The following is a 23,101-nucleotide window of genomic DNA, read 5'->3' as shown; positions in this document are numbered from 1 at the left end:
TGTCCAGGACGACGCCGGAGTCTTGAGAGTCGCAACCGGAAACTTCCTTGCCGGCTGTTAATCGAATTGTTTCCGCTTCGCGCGTGCAACGCCTCTCCGCGCCACGCATTTCGCAGCATTCTAATCCGCAACATTTTGGAATCTCTCTACTTTTGAATCACTCCAGGTCGTTGGCCTGCTTCTTGCTGTCTTTGGCGTCATCGAAAAGTCAAAGCCGAAGACGGGAGGATTCATGGGCGCGGCGACGGAGACGTTTTACAGCGTGATCAGGCGGCAAGGGATCACGCGTCGGAGCTTTCACAAATTCTGCAGCCTGACCGCGACGAGCCTCGGGCTCGGCCCGCTGGCGGCGAGCCGCATTGCCAATGCGCTCGAAACCAAGCCGCGCGTGCCTGTCATCTGGATGCACGGGCTCGAATGCACCTGCTGCTCCGAGAGCTTCATCCGCTCCGCCCATCCGCTGGTGAAGGACGCGGTGCTGTCGATGATCTCGCTCGACTACGACGATACCATCATGGCCGCCGCCGGCCACCAGGCCGAAGCCATCCTCGATGAGACCCGCGCCAAGCACAAAGGCCAGTACATCCTCGCCGTAGAGGGCAATCCGCCGCTGAACGAAGGCGGCATGTTCTGCATCGACGGCGGCAAGCCGTTCGTCGAGAAGCTGAAGATGATGGCCGAGGACGCGATGGCGATCATCGCCTGGGGCGCCTGCGCATCCTGGGGCTGCGTGCAGGCGGCCAAGCCCAACCCGACCCAGGCCACGCCGATCGACAAGGTCATCACCAACAAGCCGATCATCAAGGTGCCCGGATGCCCCCCGATCGCCGAAGTGATGACCGGCGTCGTCACCTTCATCACCACTTTCGGCAAGCTGCCCGAGCTCGACCGCCAGGGCCGGCCGAAAATGTTCTACTCGCAGCGCATCCACGACAAGTGCTACCGGCGGCCGCATTTCGACGCCGGCCAGTTCGTCGAGGAATGGGACGACGAAGCCGCGCGCAAGGGTTATTGCCTCTACAAGATGGGCTGCAAGGGCCCGACCACCTACAACGCCTGCTCGACCGTGCGCTGGAACGGCGGCGTCTCGTTCCCGATCCAGTCGGGACACGGCTGCATCGGCTGCTCGGAGGACGGCTTCTGGGACAAGGGCTCGTTCTACGACCGCCTCACCAACATCAAGCAGTTCGGCATCGAGAAGAACGCCGATCAGATCGGCATGGTGGCGGCCGGCGCCGTCGGCGCAGCCGTCGCGGCGCATGCGGCGGTGACCGCGGTGAAGCGGCTCGCGTCAAAGCGCGAAGACGCCGACCACAACAGCTGAGCGAAAAGACACATCAGGGTAGGAACACCATGGGTATCCAGACTCCCAACGGCTTCAATCTCGACAATTCCGGCAAGCGCATCGTCGTCGATCCCGTGACCCGTATCGAAGGTCACATGCGGGTCGAGGTCAATGTCGACGCCGACAACGTCATCCGCAACGCGGTCTCCACCGGCACGATGTGGCGCGGGATCGAGGTGATCCTGAAGAACCGCGATCCGCGCGACGCCTGGGCGTTCACCGAGCGGATCTGCGGCGTCTGCACCGGCACGCACGCGCTGACGTCGGTGCGCGCGGTCGAGAATGCGCTCGGGATCACCATCCCGGAGAACGCCAACTCGATCCGCAATTTGATGCAGCTTGCGCTGCAAGTGCACGATCACATCGTGCACTTCTATCACTTACATGCGCTGGACTGGGTCGACGTCGTCTCCGCGCTGTCGGCGGATCCGCGGGCGACCTCGACACTGGCACAGTCGATCTCGAGCTGGCCGCTGTCGTCACCGGGCTATTTCAAGGATCTTCAGACGCGGCTGAAGAAATTCGTCGAGTCCGGACAGCTGGGGCCGTTCAAGAACGGTTATTGGGGCAGCAAGGCTTACAAGCTGCCGCCCGAGGCCAATCTGATGGCGGTGGCGCACTATCTGGAGGCGCTCGATTTCCAGAAGGAGATCGTCAAGATCCACACCATCTTCGGCGGCAAGAATCCGCATCCGAACTGGCTCGTCGGCGGCGTGCCCTGTCCGATCAATGTCGACGGCACCGGCGCGGTCGGTGCCATCAACATGGAGCGGCTGAACCTGATCTCCTCGATCATCGATCAGCTGATCCAGTTCAACGAGCAGGTCTACCTGCCCGACGTGGCGGCGATCGGCTCGTTCTACAAGGACTGGCTCTATGGCGGCGGCCTGTCGGGCAAGAGCGTGCTCGCCTATGGCGACGTGCCCGAACGTGCCAACGACTATTCCGCCAAGAGCCTGAAGCTGCCGCGCGGCGCCATCATCAACGGCAATCTGTCCGAGGTGTTTCCGGTCGATCACGCCAATCCCGATGAGATCCAGGAGTTCGTGGTCCACTCCTGGTACAAATACCCCGATGAGACCAAAGGTCTGCATCCCTGGGACGGCGTCACCGAGCCGAATTACGTGCTCGGGCCCAATGCGAAGGGCACCAAGACCGCGATCGAGCAGCTCGACGAGGGCGGCAAATATTCGTGGATCAAGGCGCCTCGCTGGAAGGGACACGCCATGGAAGTCGGCCCGCTGGCGCGCTGGGTCGTCGGCTATGCGCAGAACAAGGCCGAGTTCAAGGATCCCGTCGACAAGTTCCTGAAAGACTTGAACCTGCCAACGTCGGCGCTGTTCTCGACGCTCGGCCGCACCGCGGCGCGCGCGCTCGAGTCGGTCTGGGCCGGACGCGAAATGCGCTACTTCCAGGACAAGCTCGTCGCCAACATCAAGGCCGGCGACTCTTCGACCGCCAATGTGGACAAGTGGAAGCCGGAGAGCTGGCCGAAGGAGGCCAAGGGCGTCGGCTTCACCGAGGCGCCGCGCGGCGCGCTCGCGCACTGGATCAAGATCAAGGACACCAAGATCGACAACTACCAGTGCGTGGTGCCGACCACTTGGAACGGTTCGCCGCGCGATCCCAAGGGCAACATCGGCGCCTTCGAGGCGTCGCTGATGAACACGCCGATGGTCAATCCCGAGCAGCCGCTCGAGATTCTGCGCACGATCCACTCCTTCGATCCGTGCCTGGCCTGCTCGACGCATGTCATGAGCCCGGACGGCCAGGAGCTTGCCAAGGTCAAGGTCAGGTAGGAGGCGGCCATGATGGATGCAGTTGCACGTCCGGCGGAAACCGAGCCGGACCTCACCGCGATCGCGGCGGATGCGGCGGGTGAGCACGCGGTCGGCCGTCCCACCGTCTATGTCTATGAAGCGCCGGTGCGGATCTGCCATTGGGTGAATGCGTTCTCGATCATCATCTTGATGGTGACCGGCTATCTGATCGGGACGCCGCTGCCGTCGGTCGAAGGCGAGGCGTCTGCCAACTTCGTGATGGGCTACATCCGCTTTGCCCATTTCGCGGCGGGACAGGTGCTCGCGGTGTTCTTCCTTGCGCGCATCCTGTGGGCCTTCGTCGGCAATCACCATTCCCGGCAGATCTTCTATCTGCCGGTGCATCGCAAGCAGTTCTGGAAGGAGGTGCTGCATGAGATCCGCTGGTACGCCTTCCTGGAACGCGAGCCGAAGATGTATGTCGGCCACAATCCGTTGGCACAGACCGCGATGTTCACGGGCTTCACGCTGTTCGTGGCGTTCATGATCGTCACCGGTTTTGCGCTCTATTCGGAAGGCGCGGGCATCGATAGCTGGCAGCACAGGCTGTTCGGCTGGGTGTTTGCGATCTGGCCGAACAGCCAGGACGTCCACACCTGGCATCATCTCGGCATGTGGGCGCTGGTCGTGTTCGTGATGGTGCACATTTACGCCGCGGTGCGCGAAGACATCATGTCGCGCCAGAGCATCATCTCCTCGATGATCTCGGGCGAGCGGCAATTCCGCGACTGAAGGGAACGTTGCCGATGCCGACATCCTCGCAAGACGACCGCATCCTGGTGCTCGGCATCGGCAATATCCTGTGGGCCGACGAAGGCTTTGGCGTGCGCGCGGTGGAGGAGTTCCACCGCCGCTACGCCGTGCCCGACAACGTCACCATCCTCGACGGCGGCACGCAGGGGCTCTATCTCGTGAACTATCTCGAAGAGGCCGACCGGCTGATCGTGTTCGACGCCATCGACTACGGCCTCGAGCCCGGCCGGTTGAAGCTCGTGCGCGACGACGAGGTGCCGCGCTTCACCGGCGCCAAGAAGATGAGCCTGCACCAGACCGGCTTCCAGGAGGTGATCAGCGCCGCCGATCTGCTCGGCCGCTGCCCGAAGCATCTCGCGCTGATCGGCTGCCAGCCGCTCGATCTCGAAGACTGGGGCGGGCCGCTGACGCCGCCGGTGCGCGACCAGATCGCGCCCGCGATCGATCTCGCCTGCGAGATCCTGGCCGAGTGGGGCGTCACGGCCAGCCGCCGCGGCGCGCCGTTGGCAGAGTCGGAGCGGCTGCTCGCCAACGACATCGACCACGCCAGTTACGAGATGCGGCCGGCCTGAGCGGCCCGGCCTCCAGGAGCAAGTGCGATGTGCCTCGGCCTGCCGATGACGATTGTCGAGACTGACGGAATGTCGGCGCTGTGCGAGTTTCGCGGCGAGCAGCGCCGCGTCTCCATGATGTTGCTCGACAACCCGCCGGTCGGCACCCAGGTGCTGGTCTATATCGACAGCGCGATCCGGCTTCTCGATGAGGAAGAGGCGCACCTGATTGGTGCAGCGATCGACGGTCTTGGTGCCGCACTCGACGGCGAGGATTGTGACCGCTTCTTCGCCGACCTGATCGACCGCGAGCCCCAACTGCCCGCGCATCTGCGGTCCGAATAAGCCGCGGCCTTCAAGCCCTGTGGGATCACCGCCTCCGCGGACGGATCGGCGCGCGAGAGCGCCGCAGGCGGCCTGGAAGGTATCTTTCTATCTGCAAAGATAAATTCCATCGGGGCTGGAAAGTAATTTATCAATTGTGGATGCTCCGCTCCGGGTATCAAAAAATAGATGATCTAGATCAATGAGATAAATCCGGAGAACTGCCAGCCTGTCTTGGCATGTGCCTTGCTAACCCCTATCCCGAGGCAAAACATAAGCTTGTCAGGGGAGGTCTGATGGAATTCCAGGTGGGGAAGCATGATCTGACGCGGCACGGCCTGAACGAGGTCGATGCCGCGACGGTCGATCAATTTCTCGGCGCGACCGACGAGGCCGGTGCGGTCGCGGTGCTGCTGTCCGCAGGCGACCCCAACCGTTTTCCGGAGGCGATCGATGTCGCCGTGGTGCTGCCGGAGCTGATCGCCGCATTCGGCGGCCGGCTGCGCGGCGCGGTCATCGTACGCGATGCCGAGCGAGCGCTCGGCGAGCGCTTCGGCGTGCGCGTGCAGCCGACGCTGATCTTCGTCGCCAAGGGCGAGACGCTGGGCCTGATCGCAAAAATCCAGGACTGGTCGGTCTATGTCGACCGCATCACGAAGCTGATCGACCGTCCGCGCGGGCAAAGCGCCGCGGTCGCCGTCACCATCGTTCCCCGGCATCGCGCACAAGGTGTCGAGCTATGAAGGTCGGCTTCTGGGATGCGCCCGAAGGCGCCGAGCAACCGGTCAACGTGTTCCCGATCGGCGAAGAGAGTCTCAATGCATCGAAGGGCAGCCTGACGGGGGCCGGTGCGCTGGCAAGGCTGGCGACGCTCGATAGCGCCGCGCTCGCCAAGAGCTGCCCGAACGCGGTCGCGCTGCTGTCGAAGGTCGCGGACGCCATCGCGGGCCAGAAGGCGGATGCACCGTCGCAACTGTTCCGGCTCGGCAATCTCAACGAGCTCGAGAGCAAGCTCATCGCCGACGTGCTCGGCGAGGGCGAGGTCGGCGGCGTCGTCGCGCTTCCGGATGGATCGCTGGCGCAGATCCAGGAATCGGTGCTGGCGGGCATCTGGCGCGTGCGGCTCGAGACCGACGCGGCTTCCGAATATCTCGAGATCGGCGCGATCCCGGAGATCGTCAAGCGCGCGGCCGCCGACCTCACGTCCGCCGATTTCGAGATCGGGCCAGTGCCGGAAGGCGCCATGAACGTGCTGCCGGTGCTCGCCGAGATTCGCGAACGGGCGCTGGCCTGGCGGCCCGGCATCCGCTCGCAGATCATCAATTTCACGCTGCTGCCGATGAGCCCGGTCGACATGAGCTTTCTGCAGGACACGATCCGCAACGGACCGATCCAGCTCGTGTCGCGCGGCTATGGCACCTGCCGGGTGCTGTCGACCGGCATCCGCAATGTCTGGTCGGTGCAGTTCTTCAACGCCATGGACACCATCATCCTCGACACGCTCGAAGTCGGCGGCGTGCCGACCGTCGCGCTTGCCGCGGACGAGGATTTCGAGGACTCCGCCGAACGGCTGCAGGAAGTCATCGAGGCCTATTTCAAATGAGCGCTTTCGAGAATTTTGGCGTGCGCCAGGACCTCACCGACGCCACCCGACTGGAATGCGGCATCTGCTGGACCGTCTACGATCCGGCCGATGGCGACGACGTAGCGCAGATCCCGCCCGGCACGCCGTTCGCGGCGCTGCCGGAGGAATGGCACTGCCCGAACTGCGACGCCCCCAAATCCAAATTCATGACGATCGAAGCATGACCGGGAGCGCGCCAAATCCTGCCGGCGACGCCGACGCGGTGGCGTGGGGCGAGCTGCTGGCCGGAAGCTATCGGGAGATCGGCGAGCGCGCGATGCGCGATCTGCCGATCTACAACGATGCGCTCGAGGTCGAGGCGGTCGGCTTCCGCCGCTTCAACGGCACGATCGTGGGCATCATGGTCACGCCGTGGTTCATGAACGTGATGATGCCGGCGAGCGCGGCGGGGGAGTCGTCGGGCGCGACCTTGCGCATCCGCTTTCCCGCGGGCGATATCGAATTCACGCTCAGCGAGGTCGGACAGATGGGCCGGATCGCGAGCTGCTCGCTGTTCTCGCCGATGTCAGAGTTCGCGGACATGGCCGCCGCGCGGGCGACGGCCGAAGCGGCGCTCGCCGAACTGATGCTGCCGGCGGACAGCGAGGAGGCGGTTCGCCGCCGCGAGCCCGCGACAAGTCAGATCGATCGGCGTAACTTCCTGCGCGGTGGCCTGACGGAGCGGCGCGGATGAGCCTTCCCTTCCGCAACGAGATCGATATCACGGTGTGGCTGTCCGCCGGCACGATCGCCGACGTCGCGATCCAGCCGCGCAGCCGGCCGCCGTTGACGCGGCTGTTTGCGGGAAAGCAGGCCTCATCGCTGCTCCCGGTGCTGCCGCGGCTGTTCTCGCTCTGCTCAGTCGCCCATCAGGTGGCGTTTTTGTCGGCGGTCGAGGCCGCGCAAGGGCAGGAGGCGACACAAGCCACGGTGCGGCGTCGCGTCATGGCGGTCGTTGCCGAGCGGCTGACCGAATTGCTGCGCGGCCTGTTCGTCGGACGGCTCGCGCTTGACGGGGCGAGCGCTGCGGCCGTGCGCGCCATGGTGCAGGCGAGCACGGTGCTCGGAGGCGCTAGCGACGCCGTGCCGGAAGGGTTGCGGCGCGAGGCGGTCGCGCAAATCAAGGCCGCGCTTCGCGCACTGGGAATCGCCGAAGACCAGGCCCTTGCGCCGGGCAGCGCGCTCGCCGCCTATGTCGCGCGCTGCGACGGCGAGGTGTCGTGGCAGCCATTGGACGCGCAATCGTTCCTGACGGCGGTTGACGATCTCGACATCGTCACGCGTCTGCTCGCGGATGGTGCGGCCTATTCCGATGCGCCGGAACTTTGCGGCAAGATCCCGGAAACCGGCGTCTGGGCACGCAGGGCACAGCGCGAGCCGGTCTCGTCGGCCGGCCCGGCCGCGCGTCTCAAGGCGCGCATCGCCGAGGCCGCACGGCTCTGCGCCTGGCTCGATGACGGCGGCGAGGATCCCGACGACGGCGTCGTCGCGAGCTACCGTCTTGGCGCAGGCAAGGGCGCAGCGGCCGTCGAATGCGCGCGCGGCCGGCTCCATCACGCCGTCGCGCTCGACGACGAGGATCGCATCGTCAGCTTCGAATTCCTGGCGCCGACCGAATGGAATTTTCATGCCCGCGGACCGCTGGTCCGGAGCCTCAAGGGCCTGCTCGCGGCCGGCCGGCAGGAACAGGACGCGGTTCGCACGCTGGTCGGCTCGTTCGATCCCTGCGTCGGCTTCAGCCTCAGCTTCCGCGAGGCCGGCCATGCATGAGATGGCGCTGTGCGAAGGCATCATCGGCATCGTCGAGGAGGAAGCGCGCAAGCGCGCCTTCGCCAAGGTGAACGTCGTCTGCCTCGAGATCGGCGCGCTCAGCCATGTCGCGCCGGAGGCGATGAAATTCTGCTTCGAGGCCGTCGCCGCGCGGACCATTGCGCAAGGCGCAAAACTCGAGATCGTCGAGACGCCGGGAACGGCCTGGTGTATGGCCTGTTCCAGGAGCGTCGAGATCAAGCAGCGTTACGAGCCGTGCCCGTCCTGCGGCGGCTATCAATTGCAGGTCACGGGCGGCGAAGAGATGCGCGTAAGGGAACTGGAGGTCGACTGATGTGTACGGTCTGCGGCTGCAGCGACGGCAAGGCGTCCATCGAACATGCCCATGATCATGACCATGGCGGACACGATCATCATCACCACCATCACGGTCATGGCCACGGCCATGATCGCCACCATCACCATGATCACGCCCCCGGTGACGCCGGGCTGCTCGACTGCGGCGCCAATCCGGCGGGCCAAAAGATCGCCGGCATGAGCAGCGACCGCATCATCCAGGTCGAGCGCGACATCCTCGGCAAGAACGACCGGCTCGCCGCCGACAACCGCGCGCGCTTCCGCGCCGATGACGTGCTCGCCTTCAACCTGGTCTCGAGCCCCGGCGCCGGCAAGACCTCGCTGCTGGTTCGCGCCGTCTCCGAGCTGAAGGACAGTTTTGCGATCGGCGTGATCGAAGGCGACCAGCAGACCTCCAACGATGCCGAGCGCATTCGCGCGACCGGTGTGCCCGCGATCCAGGTCAACACCGGCAAGGGCTGTCACCTCGACGCCGCCATGGTCGCTGACGCCTATGACCGGCTGCCCTGGCTGAACGGCGGTCTCCTCTTCATCGAGAATGTCGGCAACCTCGTGTGTCCGGCGGCATTCGATCTCGGCGAAGCCTGCAAGATCGTGGTGTTCTCGACCACCGAGGGCGAGGACAAGCCGCTGAAATATCCTGACATGTTCGCGGCCTCATCCCTGATGCTGATCAACAAGATCGATCTCGCGCCGGTGCTCGATTTCGATCTCGCCAGGACGATCGAATATGCGCGGCGGGTCAATCCGAACATCGAGGTGCTGACGGTGTCGGCGCGCACCGGCGAGGGGTTTGCGGCGTTCTATGCCTGGATCCGCAAGCGCGCCGTGGCATTGAAGCCGGCCGCGATGACGGCGGCGGAATGACGATGGGCGGTAAGGCCACAGCTTTGGACGGACGGCGGCTGCGCCTGCATGTGCGCGGCGCGGTGCAGGGCGTCGGCTTTCGTCCCTATGTCTACGGCCTTGCCACGCGCTATCGCCTCGGCGGCTTCGTCGCCAACGATCCCCACGGTGTCATCATCGAGGTCGAGGGCGAGCGCGCCTCCGACTTCGTCGCGGCGCTGCCGCGCGAAAAGCCGCCGCTCGCCCGGATCGACGAGATTTTTGTGCAGCCGGTCGGCGCGGTCGAAACCGCTGAGTTTTGCATCCGCGCCAGCGAGCAGGGCAGGGTGTCGACGCGCATCGTCGCCGATGCGGCGACCTGCAAGGAATGCCTGAACGAGCTGTTCGATTCGACCAGCCGCTTTTTTCGCTACCCCTTCGTCAACTGCACCCATTGCGGGCCGCGCTACACCATCGCCGAGCGGCTGCCCTATGACCGTCCGGCCACGGCCATGAAGCGCTTTGCGATGTGCAGAGCCTGTGCGGACGATTACGCCAATCCCAGGAGCCGGCGTTTCCACGCCGAGGCGATTGCCTGCCCGCAATGCGGCCCGAAGCTCAGCCACGAGATCGAGGATATTGCGGCTGCGATTGCCGGACGCAAAATCGTCGCGATCAAGGGAATCGGCGGCTTTCAGCTTCTCTGCGACGCGCGCGACGATGCGGTCGTGCGGCGCCTGCGGCAGCGCAAGCAGCGCGACCAAAAGCCCTTTGCCGTCATGGTCGGTTCGGTAGAGGCGGTCGCTGAGATCGCCGAGGCCGATGCCGCCGAGCTTGCCTTGCTCGAAACATTGCCGCGGCCGATCGTGCTGATGAATTCGCGCCAGCTGCTTGCGCCCGCAATCGCGCCGGGGCTGTCGCGGATCGGCGTCGTGCTGCCGGTTGCCCCGCTCCACCACCTGATCCTCGATGCGTTGAATGCAGCGCATGAGCGGGGCGGCGAGAGCTGGGCGATCGTCGCCACCAGCGCCAATCCCGGCGGCGAGCCGCTCCTGATCGATAACAGCCAGGCAGAGCGGCGTCTTGCCGGCATCGCCGACCTCGTCGTCACCCATGATCGCGACATCGTCACCCGTGCCGACGATTCCGTGGCGGCGGTCGTCGCAGGCCGGACGCAGTTCATCCGCCGCGCCCGCGGTTACGTGCCCGAGCCTGTCCGCCTCGCGCGCGCCGTGCCGCCGATCCTCAGCGTCGGCGGCGCGCTGAAATCGACCGCAACGGTCACACGTGGCAACGAAGCGTTCGTTTCCCAGCACATCGGCGATCTCGACAGCGCGGAAGGCATCCGCTTTTTCGAGGAGACGGTGCATCACCTGCTTTCGACGCTCGACGTCGAGCCGGTCGTCATCGCCCATGATCTGCATCCGAACATGGCCTCGACGCGCTTCGCCGAGGCGAGCGGGAAGCGGCTGATCGCGGTCCAGCACCATCATGCCCATGCGGCCTCGGTGATGGCGGAACATGGCGTCGCGGGACCGGCGCTCGCGCTAGTGCTCGACGGTTTTGGTCATGGCAGCGACGGTGGCAATTGGGGCGGCGAACTGCTCTCATGCGAGGGCGCGCGCTTCCGGCGGCTCGGGCATCTCGCGCCGATGAAGATGCCGGGCGGCGATCGTGCCGCGCGCGAGCCCTGGCGCATGGCCGCCGGCGTGCTGCATGCCCTCCAGCGCGACGAGACGATTGCGGCGCGCTTTGCCGCACAGCCGCAGGCCGCGCGTCTCTCCGCTCTGCTCGAGCAGCCAGGCGTGCCGGTGACGACCAGCGCCGGCCGGCTGTTCGATGCGGCGGCGGGACTGCTCGGCCTCTGCCCGGTGCAGAGTTATGAGGGTGAGGCCGCGATGAAGCTGGAAGCGCTGGTCCGCGCGCCGCGTATCGCGCAAGACGGCTGGACCATCGAAAACGGCGTGCTGTCGCTCGGCCCGTTGCTGGAGCGCATTGCGACCGGGAGGATCGATCCAGTCGCCGGCGCCGAGCTGTTCCACGGCACATTTGCCGCCGCCTGCATCGATTGGATCGGTCGCGCGGCGCGCGAGACCGGCATCACGACCGTCACTCTGAGTGGCGGCTGCTTCCTCAACGCGATCCTTGCGCGCGACATCGAACGCGGCTGCGCTGCGGCAAAACTCTCGTCGTTGCTGCCGCGCCAGGTGCCGCCTAATGACGGCGGCCTCAGCCTGGGGCAAGCCTGGATCGCCGCGCAAGAACTCCTCGAACAGCAAGGCCTGGAAGGAGCCGCCTGATGTGTCTCGCGATACCCGCTGAGGTCACAAGACTTCTGCCCGATGCGATGGCGGTCGTCACCATCGACGGCGTCAGCAAGGAGATTTCGGTCGCATTGATCGAAGATCTCGCCGTCGGCGACTATGTGATCATCCATGTCGGCTATGCCCTCACCAAGATCGATCCGGAGGAGGCGCGGCGGACGCTCGAATTGCTGCGCGAGCTGAGCGTCGAGGGACAGGGGGCCGCGCCATGAAATATGCCGACGAGTTTCGGGACAAGGAGATCGCGCTCGGGCTCGCCAAGGCGATCCGCGCGGAGGCCCATCCCGAAAAACCCTATCGCTTCATGGAATTCTGCGGCGGCCATACACATGCGATCTCGCGCTACGGCCTGGAAGACATGCTGCCGAAGAACGTGCGCATGATCCACGGCCCCGGCTGCCCCGTCTGCGTGCTGCCGGCCGGGCGCATCGACATGGCGATCCGGCTTTCGGAGCGGCCGGACATCATCCTGTGCGTCTATGGCGATCTGATGCGCGTTCCGGGCTCGCAGGGCGCCTCGCTCCTGAAGGCGAAGGCGCGCGGTGCCGACATCCGCATGGTCTATTCCACGATCGACGCTGTCAGGATCGCCGAAGAGAATCCCGGGCGCGAGGTCGTGTTCTTCGCCATCGGCTTCGAGACCACGACGCCGCCGACCGCGGTCATGATCCGCATGGCCGAGAAGAAGCGGCTCGGGAACTTCAGCGTGTTCTGCAACCACGTGCTGACGCCACCGGCGATGCAGAACATCCTGGAGAGCCCCGACATCCGCAACATCGGCCGGGTCGAGATCGACGGCTTCGTCGGACCCGCCCACGTCTCGACCATCATCGGCACGGCGCCTTACGAATTCTTCGCGGAAGAATTCGGCAAGCCGGTGGTGATCTCTGGCTTCGAGCCGCTCGACATGATGCAGGCGATCTTGATGCTGCTGCGGCAGGTCAACGAACACAGGCACGAGGTCGAAAACCAGTACAGCCGCGCCGTGACCCGCGACGGCAATCTACGTGCCAAGGAGGAGGTCTCAGACATTTTTGAGCTGCGCGATCAGTTCGAATGGCGAGGGCTCGGGCAGGTTCCCTACAGCGGGCTGAAGCTGAAGCGGGCTTACGCCAAGTACGACGCCGAAATTCGCTTCGACATGAACGAGCTGCGTGTCGACGACAACCCGGCCTGCGAATGCGGCGCCATTTTGCGCGGGGTGAAGAAGCCGGTCGACTGCAAGCTGTTCGGCACCGTCTGCACGCCGGAGACGCCGATGGGCTCCTGCATGGTCTCCTCCGAAGGCGCCTGCGCTGCGCACTGGACCTATGGTCGCTTCCGCGACCATCAGCAGAGGCGGGCGTCATGAAGGTCTATCAGCGCAAGCTCGATATCAAGAACGGCTGCGTCGACCTGACTCACGGCTCAGGCGGCCGCGCCATGGCGCAGTTGATCTCGGGCCTGTTCCATGAAGCCTTCGGCAATGAATGGCTGGCGCGCGGCAACGACCAGTCGGCGTTCGAGGTCGGCGCCGGGCGCATGGTGATGACGACCGACGGCTATGTGGTCTCGCCGCTGTTTTTCCCCGGCGGGAATATCGGCTCGCTCGCGGTGCACGGCACCGTCAACGACATCGCCATGGCCGGAGCCAAACCGCTCTATCTCTCGGCGAGCTTCATCATCGAGGAAGGCTTTCGGTTCGCCGACCTCAAGATGATCGCTGAATCCATGGGGCAGGCGGCGCGCGACGCCGGCGTCCACATCATCACCGGCGACACCAAAGTGGTCGAGCGCGGCAAGGCCGACGGGTTGTTCATCTCGACCGCCGGCGTCGGTGTCGTGCCTGATGGGCTCGATCTCTCGGCCGAGAACGCGCGCGTCGGCGATCGCGTCCTGATCTCCGGCACGCTCGGCGATCACGGCGTTGCCATCATGTCCAGGCGGCAGAATCTCGCCTTCGAGACCGAGGTCATCTCGGACTCGGCGTCGCTGAACGATCTCGTCGCGAGCATGGTGGAGGTCGGCGGCCGCGGCATTCGCCTGATGCGCGATCCCACGCGCGGCGGCCTCGCCGCCACGCTGAACGAGATCGCTCAGCAGTCCGACCTCGGCTTCCGCCTCCAGGAGGAGGCGATCCCGGTGAAGCCGGGCGTGGCGGCGGCCTGCGAGCTGCTCGGGCTCGATCCGCTCCATGTCGCAAATGAGGGCAAGCTGGTCGCGATCGTGGCGCCGGAGGTTGCCAACACCGTGCTGGCCGCGATGCGGGCGCATCCGCTCGGCCGCGACGCTGCCGATATCGGCGAGGCCGTTGCCGACGATCATCATTTCGTGCAGATGGCGACGAGCTTTGGCGGCGGTCGAATCGTCGACTGGCTGTCGGGCGAACAACTGCCGAGAATCTGTTGAGGAAATCTGCTGAGGACGATGATGCGCATCCTGCTGCTATCGCATTCCTTCAACAGCCTGACGCAGCGGCTGCATGTCGAGCTCAGGGAGCGGGGCCATGAGGTCTCGGTCGAGCTCGATATCCACGCGGACGTCACGCGCGAGAGCATGGCGCTGCATCGGCCCGATCTGGTGATTGCGCCGTTCCTGAAGCGGGCGATCCCCGACGACGTTTGGCGGAACGTGCGGTGCCTGATCGTGCATCCCGGCCCGCCCGGCGACCGCGGACCGGCCGCGCTCGACTGGGCCGCTCTCGAAGGCGCCAGCGAGTGGGGCGTCACGGTGCTGCAGGCGGACGGTGAGTTCGATGCCGGCCCGGTCTGGGCGTTCCGCACCTTCCCGATGCGGCGCGCCGCAAAATCCAGCATCTACCGCAACGAGGTGACGTCGTGCGCCGTCGCGGCGGTGCTTGAAGCCATTGACGCCATCGAATCCGGACGAGCGACGCCGCAGCCGATGCGTGCGGGCGATCCGCGCATTCGCGTGCGCGGGCCCTGTCGCCAGGCGGACCGGACGATCGACTGGCAGCACGACACGACCGACACCGTCCTGCGCAAGATCAACAGTGCCGACGGCATGCCGGGCCTCGTCGACAGCCTGTTCTTCGAGGACGTCAGGTTGTTCGACGCGCATGAGGCGCACGACATCTTTGGCGTGCCCGGCACCATCGTCGCGCAGTGCGACGGCGCACTTGCGCGTGCCACCGTCGACGGCGCGGTCTGGATCGGCCGCGTCAAACGCCTCGCGCCGAAGAGCCTGAAACTGCCGGCAGCAAAGGTCTTCGCCACGGAAGCCGCGCAGCTGCCGGACCGGCCCGGTTGCGGCTACGCGCCGATTCAATATCGCGAGCATGGCGAGACCGGCGAGCTGCAATTCTCCTTCTACAACGGCGCGATGAGCTCCGGCGACTGTGAATCCTTGCTCGAGGCCTATCGCGCTGCGCTGGCGCGCCCGACCAGGGTGCTGCTGCTGACCGGCGGCCGTGACTATTGGTCGAACGGCATTCATCTTGCCGAGATCGAGGCGGCCGACAGCGCTGCGGATGAGTCCTGGCGCAACATCAATGCGATCGACGATCTTGCCCGCGCGATCATCGAGACCACCGATCGTCTCGTCGTCTCGGTCATCAGAGGCAATGCGGGGGCGGGCGGCGTGTTCCTGAGTCTTGCCGCCGACGAAGTCTGGGCGAGCGACCAGATCGTTCTCAATCCGCATTACAAGGACATGGGCAATCTCTACGGCTCGGAATACTGGACCTATCTGCTGCCGCGCCGTGCGGGAGCCGCGAATGCGACCCGGATCACGCAGTGCCGGCTGCCGATGGGGGTGGCGGAGGCGCAGCGTCTCGGCATCGTCGACCGCGTGCTGTCGGGTACGGAACTCGCGGACGCTGATCTCGTGGCACGCGGTGCTGCCATGGCGGCGGACAGAAGTGTTGCCGCGCGCCTTGCCGACAAGCAGCGACGTCGCGCCGCCGACGAGGCCGAAAAGCCGTTGCAGGCCTATCGCGACGAGGAGCTGCGGCGGATGCGGCTCAATTTCTACGGATTCGATCCGAGCTACCACGTCGCCCGCTACAACTTCATTCACAAGGTGCCGAAATCGCGCACGCCGCTGACCATCGCCAATCACCGGTCGCGGCGGACGCCTGTTCAGTCCACCCGCATGACGGTGCGATCATGAGCGTGCAGGGAACCATCCTGGTCGTCGACGACGAAGTCCGCTCGCAGGAGGCGCTGCGGCGCGTCCTCCACGACGATTTCGAGGTGCTCTGCGCCGGTAGCGCGGCGGACGCGGAAAAGCTCTTGGAAGGCGAGATCGTCCACGCCATCCTCTGCGACCAGCGCATGCCGCATGAGTCAGGCGTCAGCTTCCTCAAGCGCGTCCGGCAGCTCTGGCCCGATCCGGTGCGGATGATCATCTCCGGCTATTCGGACTCCGAGGACATCATCGCCGGTCTCAACGAGGCCGGCATCTATCAATACATTACAAAACCCTGGCAGCCCGACCGTCTGATCGACATCGTCAAGGAGGCGGTCCAGCTCTACCGGCTGCAGAAGGAGACGGAGACCGCCGGCGTCGACGTCAAGGCGACGCCCGAACACATCAAGAAGGTCGTCTCGGTCAAGCGCGGCGCCGCCAAGCAGCTCTACGATTTCAACCGCATCGTGCATTCCCCTGACAGCCCGATGCATGGCGTCATCGAGCTCGGCCGACGCGCCGCCGAATACGATATCTCCGTGCTGATCACCGGCGAGTCCGGAACGGGCAAGGAGCTCCTGGCGCGCGCCATTCACTACGGCTCGGCGCGGGCCAGCAAGGCCTTTGTGGTCGAGAATTGCGGCGCGCTGCCCGACGAGCTCCTCGAAAGCGAATTGTTCGGCTGCAAGAAGGGTGCCTTCACCGGCGCCTATCAGGATCGCATCGGCCTGTTCGAGGTCGCCGACGGCGGCACCATCTTCCTCGACGAGATCGGCGAGACCTCGCCGGCGTTCCAGGTCAAACTGTTGCGCGTGCTGCAAGAGAGCGAGATCCGCCCCCTCGGCGCGCAGCGGGTGCGCAAGGTGGACGTCCGCGTGGTGGCCGCCACCAACAGGGATCTCGAGGCCGAGGTCGAGGCGGGCCGCTTCCGGCGCGATCTCTATTATCGTCTGGCGGCGTTTCCGGTCCACATGCCGGCGCTGCGCGAGCGCCCGATGGACATTCCCCTGATCGCCGAAGGGGTGCTGTCGTCGGTCAAGACGTCCTTCAACCGGCCGAGCCTGCGCTTTGCGGCTTCCGCTCTGGAGGCGTTCGCCAAGTACCACTGGCCCGGCAATGTGCGCGAGCTGCAGAACGAGATCCAGCGCATGGCGGTCCTGGCCGACGCCGACGAATTGCGCGCTCCCCCGCTGCTCGGCCGGCGCAACGGAAGGCAGCCGGCCATGACGGTCCAGGGCAAGCTGAACGGCTCGGCGACCCTCAAGGACAAGGTGGAGGATCTCGAGAAGTCGGTTATCATCAGCTGTCTGGAGCGGTACGAAGGCAATATCAGCCGGGTCGCGAGCGAGCTTGGGCTGTCGCGCGTCGGCCTCAGGAACAAGCTGTCCAGGTATGATCTGAGAAAAAATGCCAAAGGCGACGCATTTTCCTGAAGCCGGCGAAACCGAATCGCTGCTCAAATTGATCGCCAATCGCGGCGCGATCGAGTTCGATCACGAGCGCGAGGGCGCCTGGATCGAAGTCATCCGGAAGATGGACGAGGTCTATTCCGACCTCCTTCGTTACGAGGTTGACCTCGAGCACAAGAATGCGGAGCTCGAGGAGGCCCAGGCCTTCGTCACCAACGTCATCGAATCCGTCTCCGACATCCTCATCGTCTGCGACGCGAAAGGACTGGTGCAGCAGGTCAATTCCGCGTTCCAGCATACGCTCGGCCGCGCTGTGGCTGACATCGTCGGCAAAAACATCGCCGACGTCATCGACGACGCTGACAATACCAGGCTGGTGCCGCTCCTGAAGCCACGGAGCGCCTCCGACGTGGTGGACGGCGAGCTGCGGTTTTCCAGTGAAGGCGGCAGCTCCGATCTGTTCGCCATCAACAGCTCACCCCGCCACGATCATCGCGGCCGGTTCATCGGTGTGGTGCTGACGGGACGGCCGATCGGCGAGCTTCGCCGCGCTTACGAGGCCTTGCACAAGGCGCATCACGAGTTGCAGCGCGCCCAGCGCCAATTGGTCGAGCAGGAGAAGATGGCAAGCCTCGGCCGGCTCGTCGCCGGCGTCGCGCACGAGCTGAACAACCCGATCAGCTTTGTCTACGGCAACATCCACACCCTGATGCGCTATCGCACGGCGATCGTCGCCTATCTCGACGCGGTCCACGGCAAGGGCAAGGCGGGCGACCTCGTAGTGCAGAGGAAGAGTCTCCGCATCGACGAGATTCTCGAGGATTTCGGCCCGCTGATCGAAGGCACCATGGAGGGCGCGGTCCGCATCAGCGAGATCGTGAAGAATTTGCGCCGGCTGTCCTTCAGCAAGCTCGGCGAGGTCGAGCGCGTCAACATCGAGCGGCTGATCAACACCGCGGTGCTGTGGGCCGTGCGCACCAAGCAAGTCCGCATCGATTTGCAGATAGAGATCGAGCCGGAGCTCTGGATCTCCGGCAACGAGGGGCAATTGCACCAGGTGATCGTCAACCTGGTGGAGAATGCGATCGACGCGATGCGTGGCACCGAATTGCCTCGGCTGGTCGTCTCGGCGGTGCGCAAGGGCAGCGAAATCCTGTTCAGGATTTCGGACAACGGGCCGGGAATCGACAAGGATCACATCAGCCACATCTTCGAGCCGTTCTTCACCACGAAGCGCGTTGGCGAGGGGACAGGCCTGGGCCTGTGGATCAGCTACGGCATCGTGCGCGAGCACGGAGGTGAACTTTCGGCAACCAATGGGGCAGATGGGGGGGCGACGTTCTCCTTTACGCTCCCGGTGGCCTAGAACGTCAAGGACGTGCCGATGAGGCGCAGGGGAATTCCACCCGGTAACATGAGCTAGCGGAGCGATGCTGCAACATCGGCGATCGATCTGAAGAGGACCGGCGGATCGTCCTTGAAGGGAATGAAACCGCGCCGTTCCCAGGACGCGGATGCTGTGTCAGGGACATTGGAATAGAAAAATCATGCAACGATCTCAATGACATAGGGTTCTTGGTTTTGTTCTGAATGGCGCGCCAGACAAATCCTAAGCCATTGAAATCCTGTAAACTTTAGGCAACCATGTGAGCCTGGAGAGACCGCCCTGCTACGCACGTAGCCTCACAAGGTGGTCCGCAATGGCGCTCGCGGTCGTAACATGGCAGTCCTGATCCCCAGCCTGGGCTTCGCGCGCTTCGACAGCCGTGGGGAACTGCGACTGGCGGAACGGCTCAAGGACTTCCTCGAAGACAACGCTGTCGTTTGGCACAACCTCCCTGTTGGCCCCCTCAACCGGCATCCGGATTTCATCATCGTTCATCCCGCGAACGGCCTGCTCGTGCTCGAGGTGAAAGACTGGCGCCTGGAGACGATTGTTTCGGCTGATAAGACGAAGGTCGAGCTGCTGACAAATCGTGGTGTCGTACGGGAGAGCAATCCGCTCGAGCAGGCTCGCAAATATACGTTCGAGGTCGTGCGCACGCTGGAGCGCGACGGGCAATTGCTGTTTCCGCGCGGTCATCGTTTCGCGGGCCGGGCCGTTGTTCCGTTCGGCTTCGGGGCCGTGTTCACGAACATCACGCGCAAGCAATTCGATCAGACCAATCTCAGGGAGGTGCTGGCCGAGCATCTTTGTCTGTTCAAGGACGAGATGACGGAGGGCGCGGATCCCGAAGAATTCCGGACCGGATTGTGGCGCATGGTTCATCCGCGCCTCGGAGAGCCGCTGTCCATGCCGCAGTTCGACCGCCTGCGGGCGCTGCTCTTTCCGGAAATCCGCGTACGACAGATTGCCCTGCCTCTGGACGAGCCGCCCGGGGCCGATCCTTCGGACCGGACGCTTGCGGTCATGGACCTGCATCAGGAGCAGTTCGCGCGCAGTCTGGGCGAGGGGCATCGAATCATTCGCGGCGTCGCCGGATCGGGCAAGACCCTGATCCTGGCCTTTCGCGCCGAGTATCTGGCACGTGCGGCGGCAAAGCCGGTGCTCATCCTGTGTTACGCCAACGGCATCGCCGGGCGGCTCGAGGATGCCATGCAGAGCAGGGGCGTGGAGGACCGCGCTCAGGTCCTCACCTTCCATTCATGGTGTTACCGGATGCTGCGGACTTACGGAATTCCCGCCCCATCCGAGCGAGACTATCCGGACTACGCAGAGCGACTGGCTGCGAGCGTTTCGGCGGTTGTGAAGGCGGTCGATCAGGGCCATATCCCGGCGGAGCAGTACGACGCTGTCCTGATCGACGAGGCACACGACTTCGAGCCGCAATGGCTCGCGCTCGCGGCCAAGATGGTGAACCCACGCACGAAGGCGCTGATGGTCGTCTACGACGATATCCAGGCCATCTATAAGGGGCGTGAGCGCCCGGTGTGGAGCCAGCTCGGGATCGAGGCGAAGGGCAGAACGACCGTGTTGAAGGTCAACTACCGCAACACGGCGCAGATCGTTGCCTTCGCCAGACGCTTCGCCGCAGACGTCATCGGCGCTCCCGGCGTCGCGGCCGACGACGAGCACGCCATCCTGCTGCCCGAAGATGCGGGTCGGCAGGGCCTGGAGCCGGCCGTGCGCCGGTGCGTGAGCATCGACGCAGAAGCTCACTGCGTCGCCGAGTGGTTTCTCGACCGCAAAAAAGCCGGGTACGAGTGGTCGCAGATGGCGTGTCTCTACCCGGAGCACTGGATCGGCGGGCGGGTCGCGCAGATCCTCGCCAGGCATGACGTGCCGATCGATATGGCCAAGGACAATCGCAACAGAGTTTCGGTCAAGCGGGTAGCCGTGCGGTTCTTGAGCATGCACAGTGCGAAAGGGCTGGAGTTTCCCTGCGTCGCCATTGCCGGCTTGGGCTCGCTCGGCCGCCACGGCGAGACCGTCGAGGAATGTGTCCGACTGACCTATGTCGGGGTGACCCGGGCGACTCACGAGGCGCTCCTGACGTATTCGAGCGAGTCGGCATTGGTGCAGCGCTTGATCGCTTAGGCTGAAGCCGCAGGCCTCTCTTACGCGGTCGTGCCGTCGATCGAGCGGCGGATCACCCGCTGCACCTCCGCATTCGACAGGAACAGATCGTGGTTGATGATGCCCCAGCCTTCCTGGGACGCATCCACCACGCGCACGCCGAGCTGCGCGATGGCGGCCTTCTCGGCGGCGCCGACCCTGGTCATTCCGCCTGCGATCTGTCCCGATAGCGCCAGTGCGCGATCGTTCGTCGCGGCAATCACAGTGATCTTGCCGGCGAGCGGACCGATGCGCTGGATCGCCGAGGAGAACACGTCCATGTCGATGTCGGGCGCGGCAAACACCACCGCGCCGATCTTGCTCGTGACCGTATCCCCGTATCGCCCATAGAGCTGACGCAGGCCTTCGAGCGTCAGCATGGTTCCCATGCTGTGCGCAACGATGTGCACGCGGCCGCCGCCTGGTGCCGACACCAGCGCCGAGAGCACGCGCTCGAAATCGTCGCGGGACCACATCGCGCTGTCTCGGTCATAGGCATAGTCGAATAATCCTGCCCTGGAGGGCCAGGAGAACACCATGGTCCGCCCGCGGAACTTGATTCCATCGGACAGATGGGCGGCATCCAGCACCGCCGTCCCGAACGTCTGCTTGAAGCCGTGCACATAGATCAGCACGTCCCCTCCGCCGGCCTGCGCAGCGAGATCGCCGGCATCGGCCGCCACCGGTTCGACCCGATCAAGACGCCAATCCCCGAGTCCAACCGAGGCGAGAGAAAGACGGCTCTCGTCCGGGGCCACCAGCTTGGCCCGCGCGACCGTCATGCTCGTCGCGCGCTCCGGCCCGAACCAGGGTTTCGTGCGGCCGCCGTTCACGGGCTTGCGCGTGGTGGCGACGAGCAAGGTGGGATCGACGGAGAGCGACGACGCGTCGTAGCGTGCGCCGGTCGCGCCCAGGCCGGCGCATCCGCCGAGCGCGAGGGCACTCCCTGCCGACGCAAGCCCGCCAAGGATGGCGCGGCGCGACACGGAATGATTTGTGTGTAGAAGACGTCGGCCCATCACAAGGAACCCATGGGAACTTTGCCCCCGACAGCCGCCCCATATGCTCCCTGAATGACAATGGGGGCGAGAAGACGGCAGAGCCGCTCTCGCACCTCTTGGCTCAAGCGAATGCCAGATCAGTCAATGATCTCGATGGAATGGATCTCGCACCAGTCGCGCAATGCCCGCTCTGTCGCCTTGTTCCGGTAGTCATGCCAAGCATCGATCGCTCCCCGTCGGGAGAGCAAGGCCTTGAACTTCTGATAGGCGCCGCGTTTGCTGAAGATGTAGCGAACGTCGTCCACATCGTTCGGCAAGAACTCGCGGACAAAGGCGATCACAAGAGGCTTGCCAAGGTCGAGATCTCGTGTGTTCGGGATCTGCAAGTATTTGGTCTCGTCTTCGATATCGTCAGGCAGGTCGTCCTCTTCGAGCTCCTGGAGGTCGTCCTGATCGAACTGATAGTAGATCTTTCCCGTCTGCCTGCAGAGGAAGGTGCGGCACTCCACCACGCCGCCGCTGATGTCGGCGAACTCAAAAGCCTGGAGGATGTCTGCGAATTTCACGCGCATTGGATACTTGCCAAGGGAACGGCGACGCAATGTCTGCGATCGACCCGAAGAGTATAGGCGGATCGTGCTTGGAGGCAATGAACCCTCGCCGTGTCCAGAAGGCAACTGCCCCGGCGTCGACGGCAAAACACCCCCCATCCGCTGTCAACCCCTCCCGCCAAAAATATTACACTTTACCGAAATTCGGATTTGTCGTATGTGTCGGCTATTCCAGCCCACCAAAGGGGCGGTCGTACGTCGTTTCGAGCGCGGGCTGGAAGTTGCGGTGGACGCGGGCGGCGTTAAAGGCGGAGCTTGCGCGTGCAGGGCGAGATGAACCTCGTGAGCATGGCGCGAACCGCGAAGACGGATGGCGCCCATGCCTTGCGAAGCCTCTTGGCGAAGTGGGGTGGCCTGCGTACGGCGAAACCGTGTGGTCCTGGCCGTCGTTGCTACGGTCTAGCCTTGGCGAAGGCGTCATCGCGTCAACCGGCGCGGGAGGCGTGACTTTCGCGGAGGCGAGGGAGGCCAGAAGGAACTCGGCTCCCGGGAGAGCGCGGCATAGGCCGTCAAACCATCGCGCAGGGAAGGCCTGGTTTCGGCTGCCCTGTGTCTCCCCTGTGCATTGCGCGTGCATTCGTTCAGCGCAGGGGTCTTATGGGTGCCAGCTGGCGCCCGGTCTTCCCCATAGGCGTTAAGGTAGCGCAGGCATGGATTGATACCGACGTTTTCGGGGAGGCTCGCGCAGGTGCCGCCCAAGCGC

22 protein-coding genes are annotated in these 23,101 nt (G+C 64.7%); 20 read left to right on the top strand and 2 right to left on the bottom strand.

What is annotated here, in order from left to right; all coding sequences use genetic code 11:
* Positions 1 to 232 precede the first annotated feature (232 nt).
* The 20 genes from JQ566_RS33560 (at position 233) to JQ566_RS33465 (ending at position 20,768) form a co-directional block, all read left to right on the top strand.
* A complete protein-coding gene (locus JQ566_RS33560; protein WP_212380390.1) occupies positions 233 to 1,324 on the top strand; it encodes a hydrogenase small subunit in 1,092 nt (363 codons plus the stop codon).
* 29 nt (positions 1,325 to 1,353) lie between these two features.
* Complete coding sequence (locus JQ566_RS33555; protein WP_212380388.1) at positions 1,354 to 3,144, top strand: nickel-dependent hydrogenase large subunit; 1,791 nt, start codon at positions 1,354 to 1,356, stop codon at positions 3,142 to 3,144.
* Positions 3,145 to 3,153: 9 nt separating this feature from the next.
* Positions 3,154 to 3,897, top strand: coding sequence for a Ni/Fe-hydrogenase, b-type cytochrome subunit (cybH, locus tag JQ566_RS33550; protein WP_212380386.1), 744 nt, complete (start codon positions 3,154 to 3,156; stop codon positions 3,895 to 3,897).
* 14 nt (positions 3,898 to 3,911) lie between these two features.
* Positions 3,912 to 4,490: a HyaD/HybD family hydrogenase maturation endopeptidase gene (locus JQ566_RS33545; RefSeq protein WP_212380384.1), complete on the top strand. Its 579-nt coding sequence runs from the start codon at positions 3,912 to 3,914 to the stop codon at positions 4,488 to 4,490.
* Positions 4,491 to 4,517: 27 nt separating this feature from the next.
* A complete protein-coding gene (locus JQ566_RS33540) occupies positions 4,518 to 4,814 on the top strand; it encodes a HypC/HybG/HupF family hydrogenase formation chaperone (protein WP_212380383.1) in 297 nt (98 codons plus the stop codon).
* Between the two features lie 275 nt (positions 4,815 to 5,089).
* The gene (locus JQ566_RS33535) at positions 5,090 to 5,536 is read left to right on the top strand and encodes a thioredoxin domain-containing protein (RefSeq protein ID WP_212380381.1); all 447 of its coding nucleotides are present in this window, start codon (positions 5,090 to 5,092) and stop codon (positions 5,534 to 5,536) included.
* Positions 5,533 to 6,396 (top strand): hydrogenase expression/formation protein, encoded by an 864-nt coding sequence (locus JQ566_RS33530; RefSeq protein ID WP_212380379.1) that lies wholly within the window; start codon positions 5,533 to 5,535, stop codon positions 6,394 to 6,396. The genes JQ566_RS33535 and JQ566_RS33530 overlap by 4 nt, the downstream gene beginning before the upstream one ends.
* Entirely contained in the window at positions 6,393 to 6,602 is a 210-nt protein-coding gene (locus JQ566_RS33525) for a rubredoxin (RefSeq protein WP_212380377.1), read from the top strand. The genes JQ566_RS33530 and JQ566_RS33525 overlap by 4 nt, the downstream gene beginning before the upstream one ends.
* Positions 6,599 to 7,111 carry a [NiFe]-hydrogenase assembly chaperone HybE gene (hybE, locus tag JQ566_RS33520; protein ID WP_212380428.1) on the top strand — a complete coding sequence of 171 codons (513 nt, stop codon included), beginning with the start codon at positions 6,599 to 6,601 and terminating at the stop codon, positions 7,109 to 7,111. The genes JQ566_RS33525 and hybE overlap by 4 nt, the downstream gene beginning before the upstream one ends.
* On the top strand, positions 7,108 to 8,187 hold the full coding sequence (locus JQ566_RS33515; RefSeq protein WP_212380375.1) for a nickel-dependent hydrogenase large subunit: 1,080 nt from the start codon (positions 7,108 to 7,110) through the stop codon (positions 8,185 to 8,187). Before hybE ends, JQ566_RS33515 begins: the two co-directional genes overlap by 4 nt.
* Complete coding sequence (hypA, locus tag JQ566_RS33510) at positions 8,180 to 8,521, top strand: hydrogenase maturation nickel metallochaperone HypA (protein WP_212380373.1); 342 nt, start codon at positions 8,180 to 8,182, stop codon at positions 8,519 to 8,521. The genes JQ566_RS33515 and hypA overlap by 8 nt, the downstream gene beginning before the upstream one ends.
* Positions 8,521 to 9,411 carry a hydrogenase nickel incorporation protein HypB gene (gene hypB / locus JQ566_RS33505; protein WP_212380371.1) on the top strand — a complete coding sequence of 297 codons (891 nt, stop codon included), beginning with the start codon at positions 8,521 to 8,523 and terminating at the stop codon, positions 9,409 to 9,411. Before hypA ends, hypB begins: the two co-directional genes overlap by 1 nt.
* Positions 9,408 to 11,669, top strand: coding sequence for a carbamoyltransferase HypF (hypF, locus tag JQ566_RS33500; protein ID WP_212380369.1), 2,262 nt, complete (start codon positions 9,408 to 9,410; stop codon positions 11,667 to 11,669). Before hypB ends, hypF begins: the two co-directional genes overlap by 4 nt.
* On the top strand, positions 11,669 to 11,905 hold the full coding sequence (locus JQ566_RS33495) for a HypC/HybG/HupF family hydrogenase formation chaperone (RefSeq protein ID WP_212380367.1): 237 nt from the start codon (positions 11,669 to 11,671) through the stop codon (positions 11,903 to 11,905). Before hypF ends, JQ566_RS33495 begins: the two co-directional genes overlap by 1 nt.
* Positions 11,902 to 13,044 (top strand): hydrogenase formation protein HypD, encoded by a 1,143-nt coding sequence (hypD, locus tag JQ566_RS33490; RefSeq protein ID WP_212380365.1) that lies wholly within the window; start codon positions 11,902 to 11,904, stop codon positions 13,042 to 13,044. The genes JQ566_RS33495 and hypD overlap by 4 nt, the downstream gene beginning before the upstream one ends.
* Positions 13,041 to 14,081 (top strand): hydrogenase expression/formation protein HypE, encoded by a 1,041-nt coding sequence (gene hypE, locus JQ566_RS33485; RefSeq protein ID WP_212380363.1) that lies wholly within the window; start codon positions 13,041 to 13,043, stop codon positions 14,079 to 14,081. Before hypD ends, hypE begins: the two co-directional genes overlap by 4 nt.
* Positions 14,082 to 14,099: 18 nt before the next feature.
* Positions 14,100 to 15,803, top strand: coding sequence for a hydrogenase maturation protein (locus tag JQ566_RS33480; protein WP_349643377.1), 1,704 nt, complete (start codon positions 14,100 to 14,102; stop codon positions 15,801 to 15,803).
* The gene (locus JQ566_RS33475) at positions 15,800 to 17,254 is read left to right on the top strand and encodes a sigma-54-dependent transcriptional regulator (protein ID WP_212380361.1); all 1,455 of its coding nucleotides are present in this window, start codon (positions 15,800 to 15,802) and stop codon (positions 17,252 to 17,254) included. Before JQ566_RS33480 ends, JQ566_RS33475 begins: the two co-directional genes overlap by 4 nt.
* A complete protein-coding gene (locus JQ566_RS33470; RefSeq protein WP_212380359.1) occupies positions 17,229 to 18,596 on the top strand; it encodes a sensor histidine kinase in 1,368 nt (455 codons plus the stop codon). The genes JQ566_RS33475 and JQ566_RS33470 overlap by 26 nt, the downstream gene beginning before the upstream one ends.
* A 354-nt stretch (positions 18,597 to 18,950) precedes the next feature.
* The gene (locus JQ566_RS33465; RefSeq protein WP_212380357.1) at positions 18,951 to 20,768 is read left to right on the top strand and encodes a DEAD/DEAH box helicase; all 1,818 of its coding nucleotides are present in this window, start codon (positions 18,951 to 18,953) and stop codon (positions 20,766 to 20,768) included.
* Between the two features lie 20 nt (positions 20,769 to 20,788).
* Here JQ566_RS33465 and JQ566_RS33460 read toward each other — a convergent pair whose 3' ends face one another.
* Both JQ566_RS33460 and JQ566_RS33455 read right to left on the bottom strand, forming a co-directional pair.
* Entirely contained in the window at positions 20,789 to 21,805 is a 1,017-nt protein-coding gene (locus JQ566_RS33460; RefSeq protein WP_249139958.1) for an alpha/beta hydrolase, read from the bottom strand.
* Positions 21,806 to 21,924: 119 nt separating this feature from the next.
* Positions 21,925 to 22,359, bottom strand: coding sequence for a hypothetical protein (locus JQ566_RS33455; RefSeq protein ID WP_212380353.1), 435 nt, complete (start codon positions 22,357 to 22,359; stop codon positions 21,925 to 21,927).
* Positions 22,360 to 23,101: the final 742 nt, after the last annotated feature.

The organism is Bradyrhizobium sp. SZCCT0231, from assembly GCF_018130245.1.
Classification (GTDB): Bacteria; Pseudomonadota; Alphaproteobacteria; order Rhizobiales; family Xanthobacteraceae; genus Bradyrhizobium; species Bradyrhizobium japonicum_F.
Note: the sequence above shows the minus strand (reverse complement) of the source record. Positions and strands in the feature narration are given on the sequence as shown.